Raw genomic sequence first — 18,401 nt, forward strand, 5'->3', positions numbered from 1 at the left:
GCGATGGTGGCGTCGCCGGGCGCGAAGACCGGTGAGTCGAGGAAGCCGTCCGCCGGCGGGTCCAGCACCAGGGTCGTCGCGCCGCCGTGCAGCGTGACGATGGCGCCCGACTCGTCGGTCGCGACGAGTGTCGAGTCGCTCGTCGTCGCGAAGGAGGCGTCGGTGAGCCCCGTACTGCCCTTGACCTTCACCAGGCGCGGGTGCGCTGCCCCGGGGTCGACCTCGGCGAGGTAGCCGCTCGTCCCGGTGACCACGGAGACCAGGATCTTGGTCCCCGTGGCGTTCCATCGGGCGAGGGAGAGGTCGGCGCTGGGGGTGCCCTTGGCGAGGACCCGGAACGCGCTTCCGTCGGCGTTCATGACGGCGAGGCTGCTGGGAGCGTTCTCGTGCGAACCGTCCCCGAAGACCTCGAGCACGCGGTTGTCCACCGCAGCCACGGCGGCGTACCAGGGAGCCTGGGACAGCCTGCCCTTGCGGATCACCTTCTGGTGGGTCCCGTCAGCGTTGGCGATGACCACGTCGCCGACCTTGGCCGTGGGTGCGGCGGCCACCATGGCGATCTTGTCCGGCGACGGGGCGGCCTCCGCGGCGCCGCCGACGCCGGGGAGCGCTCCGGCGACCAGGGCCAGGCCGGGCACGAGCAGCAGGGCTGTGCGCATCGGTTCCCCCCGAGTTCTCCGGACCGACGCTCGGCCCGGCGGCGAGCCCGAATCTAGCCGCCCACCTCGGAGCCCGTGGAGGTATCGCGATCTCCACCCGATCGGCCGAGGAGCGCCGTCAGGGGACGGGGGTGAGGGCAGCTCCCCCGGCCACCACCGCGAGGACGTTGTCGACCGCGAGGTCGACCATGGCCGAGCGGGTGGCGAGGGTGGCCGAGCCGACGTGCGGCAGCAGGACCAGCCCGGGGACGTCCATCAGGCCCGCGAGGTCGCTACCCAGCGGCTCGCGGTCGTAGACGTCCAGGCCCGCCGAGTGCAGCCGCCCCGCTCGCAGCGCCGCCACGAGGGCCTCCTGGTCCACGACCGGGCCACGCGCGGTGTTGACCAGCGTCGCCGTCGGCTTCATCAGGGCCAGCTCGCGCGCCCCGACCAGGTGCCGAGTCTGGTCGGTGAGCGGGACGTGCACGGACACGACGTCGGACTCGCGCAGCAGCGTCTCGAGGTCCACGGCTCGCGAGACCTCGTCGGAGCCCGCGGTACGGCTGTGGTGGACGACCGTCATCCCGAACCCGCGCCCACGACGGGCGACGGCGCGCCCGATCTGGCCGTAGCCGAGGATGCCCAGCGTCGCGCCGTGGACGTCGAGGCCGAGGTAGGCGTCCATCACGAACCCGGTCCAGCGGCCTCCCCGCAGCGACTCCCCGGCCTCCCAGAGGCGGCGCCGGCTCATGAGGACCAGCGCGAAGGCCAGGTCCGCGGTCGTCTCCTCCAGCACGTTCGGGGTGTGTGTCACGACGACTCCGCGCTCCCGCGCGGCGGCCAGGTCGATCTGGTCGAAGCCGGCGCTGGCCAGCGCCACGACACGAAGGCCGGCTCCGGCGGCGTCCAGCAGGCCCGCATCGATGCGGTCGCCGGCGATGCCGAGGATCGCGGTGGCCCCCCTGGCGAGCTCACGCAGCCGGCCCGGGGACGACGGGGACGAGGTGCCCGTGTCGACGACCTCGCAGGTCAGGGCGAGCCGCTCGACCCCCGCGCCAGGACAGCCCGACCGCGTCACCAGGACACGCGGGCGCGACGTGGTGGCGATCGGCACTCCCCCATTGTCGCCACCGCTCGTCCCAGCCGGCGGGAGCGGCACCGACCGCTGCTGGATTGACTGAACCGTCAGTAAGGTGACGGCTGACCGCTCGAGCACCGGAGGCTGCCGTGGACGTCCCCGACCGCGCCCAGGTCGTCGTCGTGGGCGGCGGAGTCATCGGGTGCAGCGTCGCCTATCACCTCACCCGGCGAGGCTGGACCGACGTGCTGCTCCTCGAGCGCAAGCGCCTGACGTCCGGCACCACGTGGCACGCCGCCGGGCTGGTGACCCAGGCCCGGCCGAGCGCGGGCACCCGCGAGATTGTGCGGCGCAGCCTTCGCGTGTTCGAGACCCTGGAGGCCGAGACCGGTCAGAGCACCGGCTTCCGGCGTACCGGCACCGTCCACCTGGGCACGAGCGAGGACCGCATGGAGGAGCTTCGCCGACAGGCCTCCGCCGGACGCGCGTCGGGCCAGCGCATCGAGGTCGTCGACACCGAGCGCGCCGTGGAGCTGTTCCCCCTGCTGAACCCCGACGGCATCCTCGGCGGGCTGTACTACCCCGACGACGGGCGGGGCAACGCGACGGACACGACGATGGCCCTGGCCAAGGGGGCGCGCGACGCCGGCGCTCGCATCCTCGAGCAGACGCGCGTCACCGGCGTGCTGACCGACGGCCGGCGGGTACGCGGCGTGGCCACGGAGTACGGCGACGTCGAGGCCGAGGTCGTCGTGAACTGCACCGGCATGTGGGGGCGTGAGTTCGGGGCGACCCACGGCGTCGCCCTGCCGCTGCAGGCGCTCGCCCACTACTACGTCGTCACGGACAAGATCCCCGGCCTGCCCGCGAACCTGCCGACCATCAAGAGCTCCGACGACTTCGCCTACGTCAAGGACGAGGCCGGCAGCCTCATGGTCGGCTTCTTCGAGCCGGGGAGCTACGCGTGGGCGTCTCGTGGGATCCCGGCCGATGCGGAGTTCACCACCCTCCCCGAGGACTGGGACCACCTCGGGCCGTTCTACGAGCGCATGCTCGGCCGCTTCCCGATCCTCGCCGACGCCGGGATCCGCCTGTTCTTCGCTGGGCCGGAGAGCTTCACCCCCGACGGCTACTACCACCTCGGTGAGGTGCCCGACGTCGAGAACTACTACGCCGCCTGCGGCTTCAACTCCATCGGGTTCCTGAGCGGGCCGGGGGCCGGGTCGGTGCTCGCCGACTGGATCGTCGACCGTCACCCGCCCATGGACCTGCCCGAGGCGGACCCGCGCCGTGTCGTGCCGTTCCAGGTCAACCGTCGCTACCTCGAGCAGCGGGTGGTCGAGACCCTCGACAGGGCCTACCCGGTCCACTGGCCCTTCGAGCAGCGCGAGCGAGCGCGCGGGATCCGCCGCTCGCCGGTGCACGACCGGGTCGCCGCCGCGGGTGCGGTCTTCGGCGAGCTGGCCGGCTGGGAGCGGGCCACCCACTACGCGGTGGGCGAAGATCCGGACGGAGGCCCCTCCTTCGGCCGGCCGCCCTTCTTCGACGCCTGGGCCGGCGAGCACCGCGCCGTCCGCGAGGACGTCGCGCTGTTCGACATCAGCTCCTTCGGCAAGATCTCGGTCCAGGGACGCGACGCCCTGGCGCTGCTGCAGCGGCTCTCGGCCGCCGACGTCGACGTCGAGCCCGGAGAGGTCGTCTACACGCAGTGGCTCAACGACCGTGGCGGCATCGAGGCGGACGTCACGGTGACCCGGGTGGCCGACGCGGAGTTCCTCGTCCTCACCGCCGCGGCGACCCTCGGCCGCGACGCCAGCCGGCTGCGGCGGCACAGCGGGGAGGCCTTCGTCACGGTCACCGACGTCAGCGCCGCCATGGCGATGTTCTCCCTCATGGGTCCGCGCTCGCGCGAGCTTCTGCAGCCGTTGACCGACGCCGACCTGTCCGACCACGCGTTCCCGTTCCGCGCGTCACGGACCATCGACCTCGGCCTGGCGATGGTGCGGGCGACCCGGATCACCTACGTCGGGGAGCTGGGCTGGGAGCTGCTCGTGCCCGCGGACGTCGCAGTCCACGTCTACGACACCCTCCTCGAGGCGCAGCCCGGTCTTCGGCACGCCGGCTACCACGCGCTCAACTCGCTACGGATGGAGAAGGCCTATCGCAGCTGGGGCCACGACATCGGATGGGCCGACACCCCCGTGGAGGCCGGGCTCGGCTTCGCGGTGGCGTGGGACAAGCCGGGCTTCATCGGGCGCGACGCACTGCTGCGCCACCGCGAGGAGGGGCCGACGCGACGGCTGGTCCAAGTCGCCTTCGACGACCCCGACGTGATGGCCTATCACGACGAGCCGATCTACCGCGACGGTGTCCTCGTCGGTCGGCTGGCGAGCGCGTCGTACGGCCACACCCTGGCACGCGCGGTCGGACTCGGCTACGTCGGGGCCGACCACCCGGTCGACGCCGACTGGGTCGGGGCCGGGACCTATGCCGTCGAGGTCGCCTGCGTGCGTCAGCCGGTAACCGTGTCGCTGCGGCCGCTGTATGACCCGGGCAACGAGCGCATCCGTCGCTGAGGCCGGCCACGGCGGGGTCGATGGACGCGAACAGCAGCAGCCGGCCGATGACCAGGGCCGCGGCCACCACCACCTCGTCCGCCGTCGGTGCGGGCGCCCGGTGGAGGTCGCCGGCGAGCACGCCGTGGAAGATCGTCGGGACCTGTGGGGCGTGCGCGAAGGGCCTCGCGACGCGCCGGTGACGAGCCTGGCCGCTCCGTCAGGGACAATGGGCGCCGGAGGTCATCGTGGGAACTGACAGTCGGGCCCGGGCGTCGGCGCGGGAGAAGGCCGCCGAGATGCGTGCCGCCGAGCGGCGGCGCGAGCGTCGGCAGCGGATCCTCATCGCCCTCGGGCTGGTCGTGGCCGTCGTGGTCGTCATCGGTGGGCTGGTCGGGGTCAAGCTGGCCAGCGGCGGCAAGGCGACGAGCACAGCGAAGCCTGCCTCGCCGGCCTCCGACCAGATCATCAAGGACGTCACCTCGGTCCCGACCTCGACCTTCAACGCCGTCGGGGCGGGCACCGCGTCGAACTTCCCCTCGCCGATCAACCCGCCCGGACCCCAGGCCGCGGGCAAGCCGCGGACGCTGTACGTCGGTGCCGAGTACTGCCCCTACTGCGCCGCGGAGCGCTGGGCGCTGGCCGTCGCCCTGTCCAGGTTCGGCAGCTTCGGCACCCTGGGCGTGACGCACTCCTCGACTGTCGACGTCTTCCCGAACACCGCGACCCTGACCTTCCACAACGCGTCGTTCGCCAGCGACGTCATGGCCTTCACCGCCTACGAGACGGCGACGAACCAGGTCAACCAGGCGGGCACCGGCTACGTCCCGCTGGACACCCTGACAGCGGCTGACCAGCAGCTCGAGGCCAAGTACAACGCGCCGCCGTTCGTGCCCGCCTCGGCGCAGGGCACGATCCCCTTCATCTACTTCGACGGGCACTACGTGCAGTCCGGGGCGTCGTACTCGCCTCAGGTCCTGGCCGGCAAGACGCAGGAGCAGATCGCCGCGTCGCTCGCCGACCCGAACAACGCGATCTCGAAGGCGGTCGTCGGCTCGGCGAACGTCCTCACCGCCGCGATCTGCACAACGACGCAGCAGAAGCCGGTCGACGTGTGCACCTCGCCCGGCGTGGTCGCGGGGGCGGCGAAGCTGGGTACGTCGTGAGCGCGGAGGCCGTCACCGCAGAGCGGTCCGTCACGCCGGCCCGTACCTGGTACGCCATCTCCTCCTTCGTCCTCTCACTCATCGGCCTCGGCGCGGCGGGCTACCTCACCTACGAGCACTACACCGGGTCCACGACCCTGGCGTGCAAGGACACCGGGACGGTCAACTGCCTCAAAGTGACGACGAGCACCTACTCCACACAGCTCGGCATCCCGGTCGCCGTGCTCGGACTGCTCTTCTATGTCGTCATGGCGGCGCTGTGCTCCCCGCCCGCGTGGTCACTCGCCCGTCGATGGGGCGCCGTCACCTGGGTACGCCTGGCCTGGAGCCTGGTCGGGGTGCTCATGGTCTTCTTCCTCGTCTGGGCCGAGCTGTTCCGCATCGACGCCATCTGCCTCTGGTGCACGGCCGTGCACGTGGTCACGGTGGCCCTGTTCGGGGTGCTGGTCTTCGCTGCCGCCCTCGCGGACGAGGAGTGAGCCCGAGCATGCCCGCGACGGTCCAGGTCCTGCACGCCGGCTATGCCGACGACCGGGTGGCCAGCACGGTCACCCTGATCCGCGACGGCGATGCGGTCATCGTGGTCGACCCCGGCATGGTGGCCGACCGGGCGGTCATCCTCGCCCCGCTCCGTGACTCCGGCGTCGCGCCGGAGGCGGTTACCGACGTCGTCATCAGCCATCACCACCCCGACCACACGATCAACATCGCGTTGTTCCCGAACGCCCGTGTGCACGACGTCATGGCGACCTACCAGCGCGACGTCTGGACCGACCACGAGGAGGGCGACTTCGCCGTTTCGCCCTCGGTCCGCCTGGTCGCGACTCCCGGGCACACCGACCAGGACGTGACGACGGTCGTGGACACAGCCGAGGGGACCGTCGTGCTGACCCACCTGTGGTGGTCGGCCGAGGGGCCGGCGGACGACCCGTTCGCCGCCGACCGCGACGTCCTGCGTGGCTCGCGCGAGCGGGTCCTGGCGATGGGTCCCGTGCTCGTGATCCCCGGCCACGGCCAGCCGTTCGTCCCCGACGCGAGCACGCCGCGGTAGTCCTGGCCGGTCTGTCGTGCTCGGCGCAGGCTGCGCGCGTCAGAACGGTGGTGCGTCGGGCGGCAGTCCTTCGTCGTTGACGCCGTAGTCGTTGACGCCGTAGTCGTTGACGCGGTGGTCGTCGGGTGGTCGCCGGCTGGTGTTGCCCCCAGGTGTGATCCATTCGACGCTGCCGTCGGGATGTCGGACGGTCCGGTAGCCGTAGATCGTCTTGAGCCGGTGATGGTGGTGGCAGGCCGGGTTGCCGTTCTGGACGCTCGTGCCTCCGCCCTCCGACCAGGGTCTGGCGTGGTCGAACTCGGCGGCCGCCCGGTTGCACCCGGGGGCGCTGCAACGTTGCCCGAGGCCGAGGAGGTGGTCACGCATCTTCGCGCTGGGCCGGTAGCGGCGGCGGCCGAGGTCGAGCAGGTGGCCGTCGACAGGTTCTGTGACCAGGCGCCGCCAGGTCGTGGAGGCGGCCAGGTCGCGCGCGAGCTCGACCGGGATCGGGCCGTAGCCCGGGATCACGCCGCTGCCGTCACGCAGGGCCAGCAGCGTTGGCAGGTCGATCTGCACGATGACCTCGCACCGCGCCTTGAGGCCGGCGCGCAGCCCGGGCGGGACCTGGTCACTCGTATCGCCGACGGAGGGATCCGTCGAGCCGGAACGGGCGTCGGCGACCTCGCGGCACGAGACCCGGGCGAGGCGCTGGACGACCTCGAAGCGCAGCGTCTGGAGCGGCACCCGCGGCTGGCCGAGCGCCTGGCGGTGGGCCGTCCAGGCCGCGGCCTCGGCGTCCAGCGCATTCTTGATCTCGAGGATCGACACGACGTCCGCCTCGATCCACAGCCCGGCCCGGCCGTGCTCCTTCGGGTGGTAGGTGACGCCCGTGCGCTCCGCCTCCGCCGCGAACGCCGCGCTCAGGTCCCGGGGTCGCAGGCTCGCCACGACCCGGCGTACCGAGGTGCGGAACTGGGAGACGCTCTGGGTCTCACCCCGCGGGAACACTCGCGCCTCCACCCGCGCGCACTCCGTGTCGTCCAGGCCGGTCGTGAGCTCGCGGATCGCGTAGACGTGCCCCAGGCCGATCGACCCGCGCCCGAGTGCCGACATCGTCACGGGGAGGCGGTCGGCGAGGTCACGTGCCAGGTCGAGGCGCTGGCCCACATAGGTCTCGGAGGCGTTCAGCGCGAGGGCCAGGTCCGCGGTGGCCACCTCCATGAAGTCAGCCTCGTCCGGCGTCGTCGGGCAGTAGGGGACGTCCTCGTCCGGAACCGGCGCTGAAACCGCCGCCACTGCGGCGAGCGCCTGGGCCTCCAACCAGTTCCGGCAGGCCTGCCAGGCCGCTGCGTACTCGATCCGCACCGCCAGCGCGCACGACGTCGGGTCGAAGTCGCTCAGCAGGGTGATGGCCTCCGGCCCCGGTGGCACCACGCCGGTGAAGACGTCCCAGACCGTGGGTGCCTCCATCGGGTCGAACCCGGGCACCGACGCGACGTCCTCCTCCGCGAGCACGTCGTGCTCGTCGACGAGGTCCGCCTGCATCGTTCCCGGCATGGAACAAATGTACGATATCCCACCGACGGCGACCAGTCCGAACACTCACGTTGTGGATACCCGTGTGGCCCTTGACCTGCGACGATGCCGCAGAGGAGGAGATGGGATTGTCCGGCGGGCGATCACGGCTGGGGGTCGGTCTCTGGATGGTCGCCATCGGCATCATCGCTACCGTCGGCGGAGTTGCCTGGTCCTACGCCGACACCGCCGGAGGCGCAAACATCGGAGCGGGCGGCGTCATCTTCGCCGGGATCTGGTCGGTCATCCTCGGTCTCGCGCTTGCCGTCGATGGCTGGCGCAGACGTCGACGGCGTCTCGACTAGATTCCCCGCATTCCTGACGACCAGCCGGTGACGGCCCCGACCCGCCACGCGCGGCCCGCGCGCGACCGAATGGCTGCCCTCCGCCGTCGGATAGCCGCCTTCCGCAGCCCGTCGCGCTCGCTCCAGCGGCTGCTGGACGCTCCCGACGGCGCCACCGGGGCGGACCTCGACGGACTGGTCCTGACCTCGAAGACCCAGTACGTCTCAGCGGTGCTCATCCTGGGGTTCACGGTGGTCATCAGCGTTGTCGTGGTGGCGCTAGACCTGACGGAGCCGCCCACAGATCTGTTCGTGCCCGTGTTCTTCCTGGTCCTCGACGTCGTGGTCGCCGTCTTCGTCCATCGGTGGTTCGTCCGTCCGCGGGTGACGGTGACCGCCTCAGAGCTCGTGATCGTGAACCCGATCCGTCAGTACCGCCTCGCCAGGCCCGACATCGCCTACTTCTTCCAAGGCGTCCAGGACCTCTCACTCACCACCGTCGCCGGCAAGAGGATCGAGCTCTACGCCCTGCAGACCAACCTGGGTCCCTGGTCGGGTCCCACCTCGATCGGGGCACGAGTCGTGGAACGCCTGAACACGCTCCTGGACCGCACGACGCCGCACATCGTCCCGCCTCGCCGGCGCACGCAGGATCTGCCACGGTGGGTCTGGCCGGTCGTCGCCGTCGGTGTCCTGGGCCTCAAGGTGCTAGTGCACAGCCTTCTGCACTAGCGGGCGGCGAGGGACATGGCGAGGGTCTCGGTCACGAGCTTGCCGACGGCGTCGACCTCGATGAGGAAGCCGTCGTGGCCGTACGGGGAGCCGACCACCCGCAGCCCGTCACTCGTCGGCAGCAGCTCGTCGAGCTCCTCCTGCAGGCGCAGTGGGTACAGCCGGTCGGTGTCGATCCCGGCGACGAGCGTCGGAGCGGTCACCCCGGCCAGCGCCGCCGGGACTCCCCCGCGGCCGCGTCCGACGTCGTGGGTGTCCATGGCCCGGGTCAAGGTGACGTAGGTCCCCGGGTCGAAGCGTCGGGCCAGCTTCTCGGCGTGGTGGTCGAGGTAGGACTGGACCGCGTAGCGGCCGCCGTGCAGGGGGTCCTCGTCGTCCTGCGGCTGCCGCCCGAACCTCAGGTCGAGCTCGGTCTCGCTGCGGTAGGTGAGGTGCGCGACGCGCCGCGCGACCCCCATCCCGGTGAGCGGTCCGGGGCTGTCCGCGGCGAGGTAGTCCCCACCGTGCCAGGCCGGGTCGGAGGTGATCGCCAGCACCTGGGCGGTCTGGGTGCCGATCTGGTCGGCGGTGGCCGCGGCCCCGGTCGCGAGCAGCAGCGCCGACCCCACCCGCGACGGATAGGTCACCGCCCACTCGAGCGCCCGCATGCCGCCCATCGACCCGCCGAGCACGGCGGCCCAGCGCTGGATGCCGAGGCGGTCCGCCAGGGCTCGTTCGACCTCGACCTGGTCGCGCACGGTGATGGTGGGCCACCGCGAGCCGTACGCCCTCCCGTCGGGCGCCGCCGACGACGGTCCCGTCGTCCCCTGGCAGCCGCCGAGGATGTTCGGCGCGACGACCCACCAGCGGTCGGTGTCCAGCGGCGCGTCGGGCCCGATCAGCCCAGGCCACCAGCCGCCGGTGACGTGCCCGGGGCCGGGCTCGCCCTCGACGTGGGAGTCCCCCGTCAGCGCGTGCAGCACGAGGACCGCGTTGGAGCGGTCCGGTGCGGGGGTCCCCCACGTCTCGTAGGCGACCCGGACCGCGGGCAGCCGCTCCCCCATCTCGAGGGGGAACGACCCGAGATCGGCGAACTGGCGCCGTCCCGGGTCGTCCCCCTCGCGCCATCCGCCGTATCGGCGTGTCATGACTCCTTCGAGGCGCGGAAGCCCGCCTCGAGGTCGGCGAGGATGTCGGGCAGGCCCTCGAGGCCCACCGACAGCCGCACCAGGCCGGGGGTGACCCCGGTCGCGGCCTGCTCCTCGGGCGTGAGCTGGCTGTGCGTCGTCGACGCCGGGTGGATCACCAGCGAGCGCACGTCGCCGATGTTCGCGACGTGGCTGTGCAGCTCGAGGGCCTCCACGAACCGCTTGCCGGCCTCCAGCCCGCCGACGATCTCGAAGGCGAGGACGCCGCCCGCCCCCTTGGGCGCGTACTTCTGCTGCAGCGCGTGCCACGGCGAGGAGGGCAGCCCGGCGTAGGCGACGCTGAGCACCTCGTCACGACCCTCCAGCCACTCCGCGACCGCCTGCGCGTTCGCGACGTGCCGCTCGACCCGCAGGCTCAGGGTCTCCAGGCCCTGGGACAGCAGGAACGCGTTGAACGGCGAGATCGCGGTGCCGAGGTCGCGCAGCAGCTGGACGCGCGCCTTGAGGATGTAGGCGAGGTTCGCGCCGAGGGCGGAGCCGACGCCGAGGTCGCGGGCGTAGACCAAGCCGTGGTAGCTCGGGTCGGGCTGGTTGAAGCCGGGGAACTTCTCCGGGTTCGCGCCGTAGTCGAAGCGGCCGCTGTCGACGATGACGCCGCCGATCGCCGAGCCGTGCCCGCCGAGGTACTTGGTGGCCGAGTGGACGACGATGTCGGCCCCCCACTCGAAGGGCCGGGTGAGGTAGGGCGTCGGGATCGTGTTGTCCACGATGAGCGGGACCCCCACCTCGTGCGCGACCGCCGAGACGCCCTCGAGGTCGAGCAGGTCGCTCTTGGGGTTGGCGATGGTCTCGCCGAAGAATGCCTTGGTGTTCGGCCGCACGGCGGCCCGCCACGAGTCGAGGTCGTCGGGGTCCTCGACGAAGCTGACGTGGATGCCCAGCTTCGGCAGCGTGTAGTGGAACAGGTTGTACGTCCCGCCGTACAGGCTCGGGCTGGAGACGATGTGGTCTCCGGCCTCGGCGATGTTGAGGATGGCCACGGTCTCCGCGGCCTGGCCCGAGGAGACCAGCAGCGCGCCGACGCCGCCCTCGAGCGCGGCGAGGCGCTCCTCCACCGCCGCCTGGGTCGGGTTCATGATCCGCGTGTAGATGTTGCCGAACTCCCGGAGCCCGAACAGGTTGGCCGCGTGCTCGGTGGAGTCGAAGGTGTACGAGGTCGTCTGGTAGATCGGCAGCGCACGGGCGTGCGTCGCCTGGTCGGGCGTCTGCCCGGCATGGATCTGCTTGGTCTCGAACGACCAGGCGGAGCTGTCGGTCACGAGGGGTCTCCTTCATAGGGGGCTGCGGGTGTTTCGGGGGTGCGGAGCCTGTGTGGGCCGGCGGAACCGCGGGAACTGCCGGGAGCGGCACGGCGCGCGCAGCGGTCCGGAGGACGCCGGGCGCGACTGGCCTGAGAGGAGGCTGCGGGTACGGCCGAGGGTCAGCGACAGCGCGCTGACGCGACCCGGAGCAGGTCGACGCAGCGCATTCGCGTGAGGAGCAGGCGCCGCGGCATGCGGATCATCCTCGGGCGCGCCGCGCCGAAGGTCAACTCGCGTTCGCCCAGCGGACGCCTCACGAGCGCCACAGCAAGACGATGGCCCGGTCGTCGTCGTGCCCGACCGACACCGAGTCCAGCAGCCGACGGGCGCCGCGGCGAAAGCCCCGGGGGACCAGGTGCTCGGCCTGGCCGAGCAGCCGGTCGATCCCCACCTCGATGTCCGCGCCCGGGGTCTCGACCAACCCGTCGGTGTAGAGGAGGAGCGCGTCGCCAGGTCCGAGGGTGCCGCGCTCGTGGACGTACGTCGCGTCCGGGTCGATGCCGAGGGCGGTGCCTTGCGCCTCGGTGAGGCGCCACCGCCCGGAACCGGCCTGGAAGTGCGCCGCCGGGGGGTGCCCGGCGGACCCGAGGACGTACGCCCCGCTCTCCAGGTCCACGGCGACGTGCACCGCGGTCGCGAACCCGTCCCCCCAGCCCTGGCGCAGCAGGTAGGCGTTCGCGGCGGGCAGGAACTCCTCCGCCGGCAGGCCCCCGAGCAGGCCGCCCATCGCGCCGGAGAGCAGCAGCGAGCGGGTGCCGGCCTCCACCCCCTTGCCGGAGACGTCGCAGACCACGAGCTCGAGGGTCCGCTCGTCGGCCGAGCGGGTGGCCACGACGAAGTCGCCGCTGAAGGAGGCGCCGCCGGCGGGGCGGAGCACGACCTCGGCGTCCCAGCCGCTCGGCAGCGGGGGCAGCGCACCGGCCAGGCGGACCCGGTCACGGAGGTCGACGAGCATGGAGTCGCCCCGGATCGCCTGCACGCCCAGCCGGGCCCGGCTGCGCGCGACGTAGAGCATGACGAGCCCGGTCAGACCCACGACGAGGAAGATGCCCGGCCGGACCTGGACGGACTGGCCGATGCGTACCGCCCAGACCAGGGCCAGCAGGATCACCGCGACCAGGAGCAGGAAGGCCCGCACCGAGAGCACCAGGCCGCCGATGACGACCAGCAGGACGAGGGCCGCCGGGGAGAACCAGCGCGGCCAGTGGCGGGCCAGGATCGAGAGCACGACCGCCGCGACCCCGAGCAGGAGCAGGCCGAAGCCGTCGGAGCGGAAGAAGCCGCGGCGCAGACGCAGCCAGGCCCGCCGGCCACGCCCGCGCAGGCGGCCTCGAGCGCCCGGACCCCCGCCCGGGTGGCGCCGTCCCCGCCGTGCCGCCATGGGCGGACCCTACGCAAACCCGTGTCGGTCGCGGACCGTTCTGGGGTAGGAACGCCTTGTGACGCGACCATGGGCACGGGCATGAGCAGCGCGACGACGGTCGGGATCCGCATGGCCACCGACGCGGACTGGGACCTCATCACGACCCTCGACGAGCGCGGCTTCGGCTACACCGCGGAGGGGGACCGGGAGCCGGTGCGGGCCGTCTTCGAGCCCGAGCGGACCACCCTCGCGGCGCTCGAGGACCAGACGGTGGGCCTGGCGTCGATCTACTCGCTGTCCATGAGCGTGCCCGGCGGTGCGCTGGTGCCCACCGCGGGGGTCACCTGGGTGTGCGTCCAGCCGACCCACCGGCGGCAGGGCGTGCTCACGGCGATGATGCGCGCGCAGCTGGAGCAGGTCCGCGACCGCGGCGAGGAGCCGGTGCTCGCGCTGTTCGCCAGCGACCCGGGCATCTACGGCCGATTCGGCTACGGGCTGGCGTCGCGGGCGCTGTCGGTGAGCATCCCCACCCAGCGTGGGGATCTGGCGTGGGCCGTTGACCCCGAGCCCGGGCTGGTCGCGCGGCTGGCCGAGCCGCGCGAGGTACGTCCCCTTCTCGAGGAGCTCGCCCGCCGCGTCGCGGCGTACCGGGCCGGCGGGCTGGTCCGCTCCTCGCAGTGGTGGGACCTGCACCTGCACGACGACCCGACCATGCGGGACGGCTACACGGCCCTGCGGGCCCTGCTCGTCGAGGACGCCGCCGGGCCGCGGGCGTACGCGCTCTACCGCACCAAGATCGACTGGGGCGAGCTCACCGGCGGCGGGGACCTGCTGGTCCGCGAGCTCGGGTACGTCGACGCGCCGGCCGCGACCGCGCTCTGGCGAACCCTGCTCGGTCACGACCTGATCCGCACGGTCAGCGTGCCCAGCCTGCCGCTCGACGACCCGCTGATGTGGCTGCTGGGCGACGTCCGCAGCCCGCGACCGAGGCTCTCCGACCGGCTGTTCGTGCGCATCGTGGACGTGCCCGGCGCCCTGCAGGCTCGCAGCTACGCGACGGCGGTGGACGTCGTCCTGGACGTCTCCGATGCGTTCGCCCCCTGGGCCGGTGGGCGCTTCCGGCTGACCGCGGGCCCGGAGGGGGCGACGTGCACTCCGACGTCGGACGCCCCGGACATCGCCCTGGGAGCCGCGGAGCTGGGCGCGATCTACCTCGGTGACACCCCGCTCGGGGCGCTCGCCGACGCCGGGCGGGTCCGCGAGCTGTCCTCGGGGGCGGTGGCCGCGACCGCCCGGTCGTTCCAGGGACCCCGCGCCGCCTGGTGCCCCTTCTTCTTCTGAGCCTCCCGGGTGGCCGCGTAGGTCTCCAGCGCGGCCGCGGCGGCGGCGCGCTGCGGCGGAGGCGGCGGGGCCGGCGCGTACGCCGTCCCGGCCACCACCTCCAGCCCGTGCGCCGCGGCGAGCGCCGCGGGGTCCTCGCGGACCAGCCGGGCGGCGAGCTCCTGCAGGGTCTCCCCCGGCCGCCGGCCGCGGCCCTGGGCGGCGAGGGCGGCCTCGAGGCGGCCCAGGGCCGCCAGCAGCCGGCCTCCCCTCTCCCGCGGGATCGCCGGGTGCCGCCGGCGTCCGAGCAGCAGCGCGACCCCGGCGCCGAGCCCGACGAGGAGCATCAGCCCGACGGCGAGGACGGCCCGCCCGGTCGCGCTCGCCAGGTCGCGGCGCAGCGCCTGGCTCAGCCGCTCGCGCAGGCCGCCCGTCGGTCCCGCGAGCGCGGCGCCTGCGGTCGGGTCCGAGGCGACCCAGCCGACGCCGGGTGAGTAGACCTCCACCCAGGCGTGGGCGTCGGAACCGACGAACAGCCGCCGGCCGTCCGGCGCCGGGCGGCCGTACGCGTAGCCGGTGACGACCCGCGAAGGGATCCCCGCCGCCCGCAGCAGCACCGTCTCGGCGGAGGCGAACTGCTCGCAGAAGCCCTCGTGGCTGTCGAAGAGGAACGCGTCCACCGAGTCCTCGCCGGGCGCCGGGACCGGGGCATCCAGGCGGTAGCGCTCGTGGGTGCGCAGGTAGGTCTCGACCCGCCGCACGGCCTCGGCCCGATCGCTCGCGCCGGCGACGAGGCTTCGCCCCAGCGAGAGCACCCGGGCGGGGACCGAGCCGGGCAGGCGGACCCACTGCGGGTCGTCGAGGTCGCGGCTGTCGCGGCCGGCGGCGACCCCGGCCGTCGGCTGAAGCGTGTCGTAGCCGACCGAGCTCACCGCATAGGACGTGCCCGAGCCCTGGCGCACGAACAGGTAGGACCCCAGCGAGGTCCGGGCCAGCGCCCCCGACGTGGTCACCGACGTCGGTTGGCCCGGACTCAGGAGCAGCGGTGTGGTCAGGTTGGGCGCCAGCATCACGGTGTCGGTCCGCGTGGGCCGCGTGGCGCTGCCCTCCTCCTGCGGGACGACGAAGGTCCCCGGGCTGCTCTGGTCCAGCATGGACAGCGCGGGGGCGGGCGGGTACCAGCTCGACCCGTCGTAGGTCGCGAACACCTGGTCGCGCCACAGCCGAGGCGCCTGCCACGGGACGCTCGCCACCGGGTCGTCGGGGAGGGCCCCGCGCATGCGCAGGTCCAGGCGCCCGACGTACCCGCTCGTCGATCGGGGATCGCCGGGCGAGGGTCCGCCCGCGGCGGGCAGGTCCGGGACACCGTGCGCGGCGGCGGCCAGCCGGCCCGTCGCGTGCAACCCCCTGGGATGCGGGACGAGCAGGAATGCGACCAGGCCCACGACCACGACGGCCGCCGCGGCCGTCACCACCATCATGGTCGACGAGCCACCGACGGCGACGACGACCGGCGCGTCGGCCACGCGCGCCGCCGCGAGGCGCACGAGGCAGACCACCACGAGCACCGCCCCGACGAGCAGCGGCACGGCGACGGCCTCGCCCTGCGCGAGCCCGGCCGCGAGCACCAGCGTCGCTCCCGTCAGCGACAGGCCGACGTAGAGGTCCCGGAGGCTCTCCTGCACGAGGACGTTCGCGGGCACGGCGAGGACGACGACGAACCCGAGCCGGGTCGCGAGGTCGGTGGCGGTTCCCGGCCCAGCCCCGGTGAACGAGGCCAGCAGGGCGACGGCCATGACCCCGGTCGCGAGGGCGCGCCGCAGCATCGGCCCGAGTCCCGTCCGCAACTGCATGGCCGAGGCGACCGCGACGGCCAGCACCACCCAGGCACCCACCAGGGTCCGCGTGGAGACCAACCCGCCGGCCCGCAGCACGAGCTCCGCCCAGGCCGCCGCGGTGACGGTCGTGAGGCGCAGGCCGGGCAGCACGCCGGGGGTCGGGACGCTCACGGCGTCTCCGTCCGGCGGGCCGCTACCGGGGTGCGGACCAGCACCGGCGCGCCGCCCGGCCCGGTCAGGCCTACCGCCCGCTGCCATACCGCCGCCGCGTCGCCCGCGACCGCGTCAAGGGCCCCCGGCAGCCGGGCGCACCAGTCCAGCACCGTGGCCGGGTCGCTGGCGTGCAGGTCCGGTACGCCGCGCAGCGCGGCGAGCACGTGCGTCCGGCCGGGACGGATCGCGGTCGCGGCCAGGCGGGAGACCAGCTCCTCCCAGTCGGGGTCGGGCCCGGCGACGCCGGCGACGGGGGGCGCCACGACCAGGACCAGATCGCCACCCATCTCCTCCAGGCGGTCGGTGACGACCAGGCGTCCGCGGCGCGCACTCGTGCGCCAGTGCACGTGCCGGCTCGGGTCCCCCGGTCGCCACTCGCGCATGGCGTGGACCTCCGCACCCGCCGGGTGGACCACCCGCGCGCCGCCCGGACGCTCCTGGGTCGCCGCCTCGGGCACCGGCCAGGGCGGGGCCGCCCCGGGCGCGACGACGAGGTCGACCGCCAGGTCGCGCCGGCTCCCCCACGAGAGCAGGCCGAGGATCCCGATCTTGGTCAGCTCGAGGTCGACGCTGGTCGCGGCTCCGCGGCGAGCCGCCCGCCCGGCGAGGCGGACGACGACGCGCTCCTCCGGCTCAAGGGACCCGACGTGCGCCTCGGGCAGCTCCAGCAGTGGCGTCCGAAGCCGCAGTGCGCCCGGGCGCGAGCGGCGGGTCCCGGCGTTGACCACGACGAGCTCGAGGCGGACCGGGTCCCCGGCGCGGGCTCGCAGCGGCCCCACGAGCCCGAGGTGCAGACAGGCGCCCGGCCAGGGCAGGAGCGCGTCGACGAGCACCGCGGCCAAGGCCAGGCAGGCAAGCAGGAGCAGCCAGACCGTGCCGGTGAGGATCGCGAGAGCGGTCAGGCCGCCGACCACCGCGGCGCAGGCGCGCAGCGCCCGCCCTGCGGGGCGTCGCTCGGCCCGGCCTCGGTGGGCCTCGGCGGTCACGGCCGGGGCGGGACGCTGACGGCCTCCAGCGCGTGCTGGACGACGGCCATCGCGGCGGGGCCGCCCACTCTCCCGTCGCCGAGACTCACCCGGTGCCCCAGCACCGGGAAGGCCAGCGCCTTGACCTCGTCAGGGGTGACGTGGTCGCGTCCGTGCAGGGTGGCCAGCGCCTGCGCGCAGCGCACGAGGGCCAACGCCGCCCGAGCCGAGGCACCGTGGCGCACCCGCGGGTCCTCCCGGGTCGCTCGCGCGAGCGCGACGGCGTACCCGAGGACCTGGTCGGCCACGTGCACCCGCCGGACCTGGGCCTGCACGACCCGCAGCGTCTCGGGGTCGGTGACCGCCTCGAGGTCTTCGACCGTCGCGCGTTCGAGCTGCTCGCGCACCACCAGCCGCTCCGCGCCGGCGTCCAGGGGTCCCAGGTGGAGGCACACCGCGAACCGGTCGAGCTGGCCCTCCGGCAGGGCGTACGTGCCGTGCTGGTCCAGCGGGTTCTGGGTGGCCAGCAGGACGAAGGGGGCGGGCAGCGGGTGACGGACGCCGTCGACGGTCACCGCGCCCTCCTCCATCGCCTCGAGGAAGGCCGACTGGGTGCGCGGCGGGGTGCGGTTGAGCTCGTCGACGAGGACCACGTGGGCGAACAGCGGGCCGGGGACGAAGGTGAGCCGGACGCCGTCCCAGATCCCGGAGCCGGTGATGTCCGACGGCAGCAGGTCCGCGGTCGCCTGCACCCGGCGGAAGCTGCCGCCCACCGAGCGCGCGACGGCCTTCGCGAGGGTGGTCTTGCCGCTGCCCGGCACGTCCTCGACGAGGACGTGCCCGCCGGCGAGCACGCCGCAGACGACCAGCTCCACCGCCCCGCGCCGGCCGCGCAGGACCCGCTCGACGTTGTCGACGAGCAGGCGGGCGACCTCGGTGGCCAGGCCGGCGACCGGCTCGTCGTGGCGGCCGCCCCGGTCGAGGGCAGTCGTCTGGGTCACGCTCAGTCATCGACCACGGGAGCGCCGGCCTGAAGCAGCCTGGCAGCCGGGGCACCAGAACAGGTTGCGGCCCGCGAGCACCGTGCGGGCCACCGGTGCGCCGCACACGCGGCACGGCAGGCCGGTACGTCGGTAGACGTAGTGGGCGTCCTCTG

General features: G+C 73.6%; 16 protein-coding genes and 1 pseudogene. 7 read left to right on the plus strand and 10 right to left on the minus strand.

Annotation, left to right across the window (positions count from 1 at the left end; all coding sequences use genetic code 11):
* Both VMI11_07545 and VMI11_07550 read right to left on the minus strand, forming a co-directional pair.
* Positions 1-659 (minus strand): hypothetical protein (locus tag VMI11_07545; GenBank protein HTY72266.1); only part of this gene is annotated, 659 nt, incomplete at its 3' end.
* Between the two features lie 118 nt (positions 660-777).
* Positions 778-1,752 carry a D-glycerate dehydrogenase gene (locus tag VMI11_07550; GenBank protein HTY72267.1) on the minus strand — a complete coding sequence of 325 codons (975 nt, stop codon included), beginning with the start codon at positions 1,750-1,752 and terminating at the stop codon, positions 778-780.
* A gap of 113 nt (positions 1,753-1,865) precedes the next feature.
* Here VMI11_07550 and VMI11_07555 point away from each other — a divergent pair, with 113 nt between their 5' ends.
* From VMI11_07555 to VMI11_07570, 4 genes are all read left to right on the plus strand, one after another.
* Positions 1,866-4,292 carry an FAD-dependent oxidoreductase gene (locus VMI11_07555; protein ID HTY72268.1) on the plus strand — a complete coding sequence of 809 codons (2,427 nt, stop codon included), beginning with the start codon at positions 1,866-1,868 and terminating at the stop codon, positions 4,290-4,292.
* 227 nt (positions 4,293-4,519) lie between these two features.
* Positions 4,520-5,437 carry a DUF929 family protein gene (locus VMI11_07560; protein ID HTY72269.1) on the plus strand — a complete coding sequence of 306 codons (918 nt, stop codon included), beginning with the start codon at positions 4,520-4,522 and terminating at the stop codon, positions 5,435-5,437.
* Entirely contained in the window at positions 5,434-5,916 is a 483-nt protein-coding gene (locus VMI11_07565; protein ID HTY72270.1) for a vitamin K epoxide reductase family protein, read from the plus strand. The genes VMI11_07560 and VMI11_07565 overlap by 4 nt, the downstream gene beginning before the upstream one ends.
* Positions 5,917-5,924: 8 nt before the next feature.
* Entirely contained in the window at positions 5,925-6,488 is a 564-nt protein-coding gene (locus VMI11_07570; GenBank protein ID HTY72271.1) for an MBL fold metallo-hydrolase, read from the plus strand.
* Between the two features lie 39 nt (positions 6,489-6,527).
* Here VMI11_07570 and VMI11_07575 read toward each other — a convergent pair whose 3' ends face one another.
* Positions 6,528-8,024 carry a DUF222 domain-containing protein gene (locus VMI11_07575; protein HTY72272.1) on the minus strand — a complete coding sequence of 499 codons (1,497 nt, stop codon included), beginning with the start codon at positions 8,022-8,024 and terminating at the stop codon, positions 6,528-6,530.
* Between the two features lie 71 nt (positions 8,025-8,095).
* Between VMI11_07575 and VMI11_07580 the strand changes: the two genes are divergently transcribed.
* Both VMI11_07580 and VMI11_07585 read left to right on the plus strand, forming a co-directional pair.
* On the plus strand, positions 8,096-8,347 hold the full coding sequence (locus tag VMI11_07580) for a hypothetical protein (protein HTY72273.1): 252 nt from the start codon (positions 8,096-8,098) through the stop codon (positions 8,345-8,347).
* A gap of 27 nt (positions 8,348-8,374) precedes the next feature.
* Positions 8,375-9,058, plus strand: a complete 684-nt coding sequence (locus VMI11_07585; protein ID HTY72274.1) for a hypothetical protein — start codon at positions 8,375-8,377, stop codon at positions 9,056-9,058.
* On the opposite strand, the gene VMI11_07590 is transcribed toward VMI11_07585, so the two are convergent.
* From VMI11_07590 to VMI11_07600, 3 genes are all read right to left on the minus strand, one after another.
* Positions 9,055-10,185: a homoserine O-acetyltransferase gene (locus VMI11_07590; GenBank protein ID HTY72275.1), complete on the minus strand. Its 1,131-nt coding sequence runs from the start codon at positions 10,183-10,185 to the stop codon at positions 9,055-9,057. The genes VMI11_07585 and VMI11_07590 overlap by 4 nt on opposite strands.
* Entirely contained in the window at positions 10,182-11,504 is a 1,323-nt protein-coding gene (locus VMI11_07595; protein ID HTY72276.1) for a bifunctional o-acetylhomoserine/o-acetylserine sulfhydrylase, read from the minus strand. Before VMI11_07595 ends, VMI11_07590 begins: the two co-directional genes overlap by 4 nt.
* Positions 11,505-11,799: 295 nt before the next feature.
* Positions 11,800-12,927, minus strand: a complete 1,128-nt coding sequence (locus VMI11_07600) for a PP2C family protein-serine/threonine phosphatase (protein HTY72277.1) — start codon at positions 12,925-12,927, stop codon at positions 11,800-11,802.
* Between the two features lie 81 nt (positions 12,928-13,008).
* Between VMI11_07600 and VMI11_07605 the strand changes: the two genes are divergently transcribed.
* Positions 13,009-14,250: a GNAT family N-acetyltransferase gene (locus VMI11_07605; protein HTY72278.1), complete on the plus strand. Its 1,242-nt coding sequence runs from the start codon at positions 13,009-13,011 to the stop codon at positions 14,248-14,250.
* 35 nt (positions 14,251-14,285) lie between these two features.
* Here VMI11_07605 and VMI11_07610 read toward each other — a convergent pair.
* The 4 genes and pseudogenes from VMI11_07610 to VMI11_07625 all read right to left on the minus strand — a co-directional run.
* A pseudogene (locus VMI11_07610) lies at positions 14,286-16,325 on the minus strand (transglutaminase domain-containing protein).
* Positions 16,235-17,266 (minus strand): DUF58 domain-containing protein, encoded by a 1,032-nt coding sequence (locus VMI11_07615; GenBank protein HTY72279.1) that lies wholly within the window; start codon positions 17,264-17,266, stop codon positions 16,235-16,237. Before VMI11_07615 ends, VMI11_07610 begins: the two are co-directional and overlap by 91 nt.
* Positions 17,263-18,246, minus strand: coding sequence for a MoxR family ATPase (locus tag VMI11_07620; protein HTY72280.1), 984 nt, complete (start codon positions 18,244-18,246; stop codon positions 17,263-17,265). The genes VMI11_07615 and VMI11_07620 overlap by 4 nt, the downstream gene beginning before the upstream one ends.
* Positions 18,247-18,252: 6 nt before the next feature.
* Positions 18,253-18,401: zinc finger domain-containing protein (locus tag VMI11_07625; GenBank protein ID HTY72281.1), on the minus strand; the 149-nt coding region annotated here is incomplete at its 5' end.

The organism is Actinomycetes bacterium (assembly GCA_035506535.1).
Taxonomy (GTDB): Bacteria; Actinomycetota; Actinomycetes; order DATJPE01; family DATJPE01; genus DATJPE01.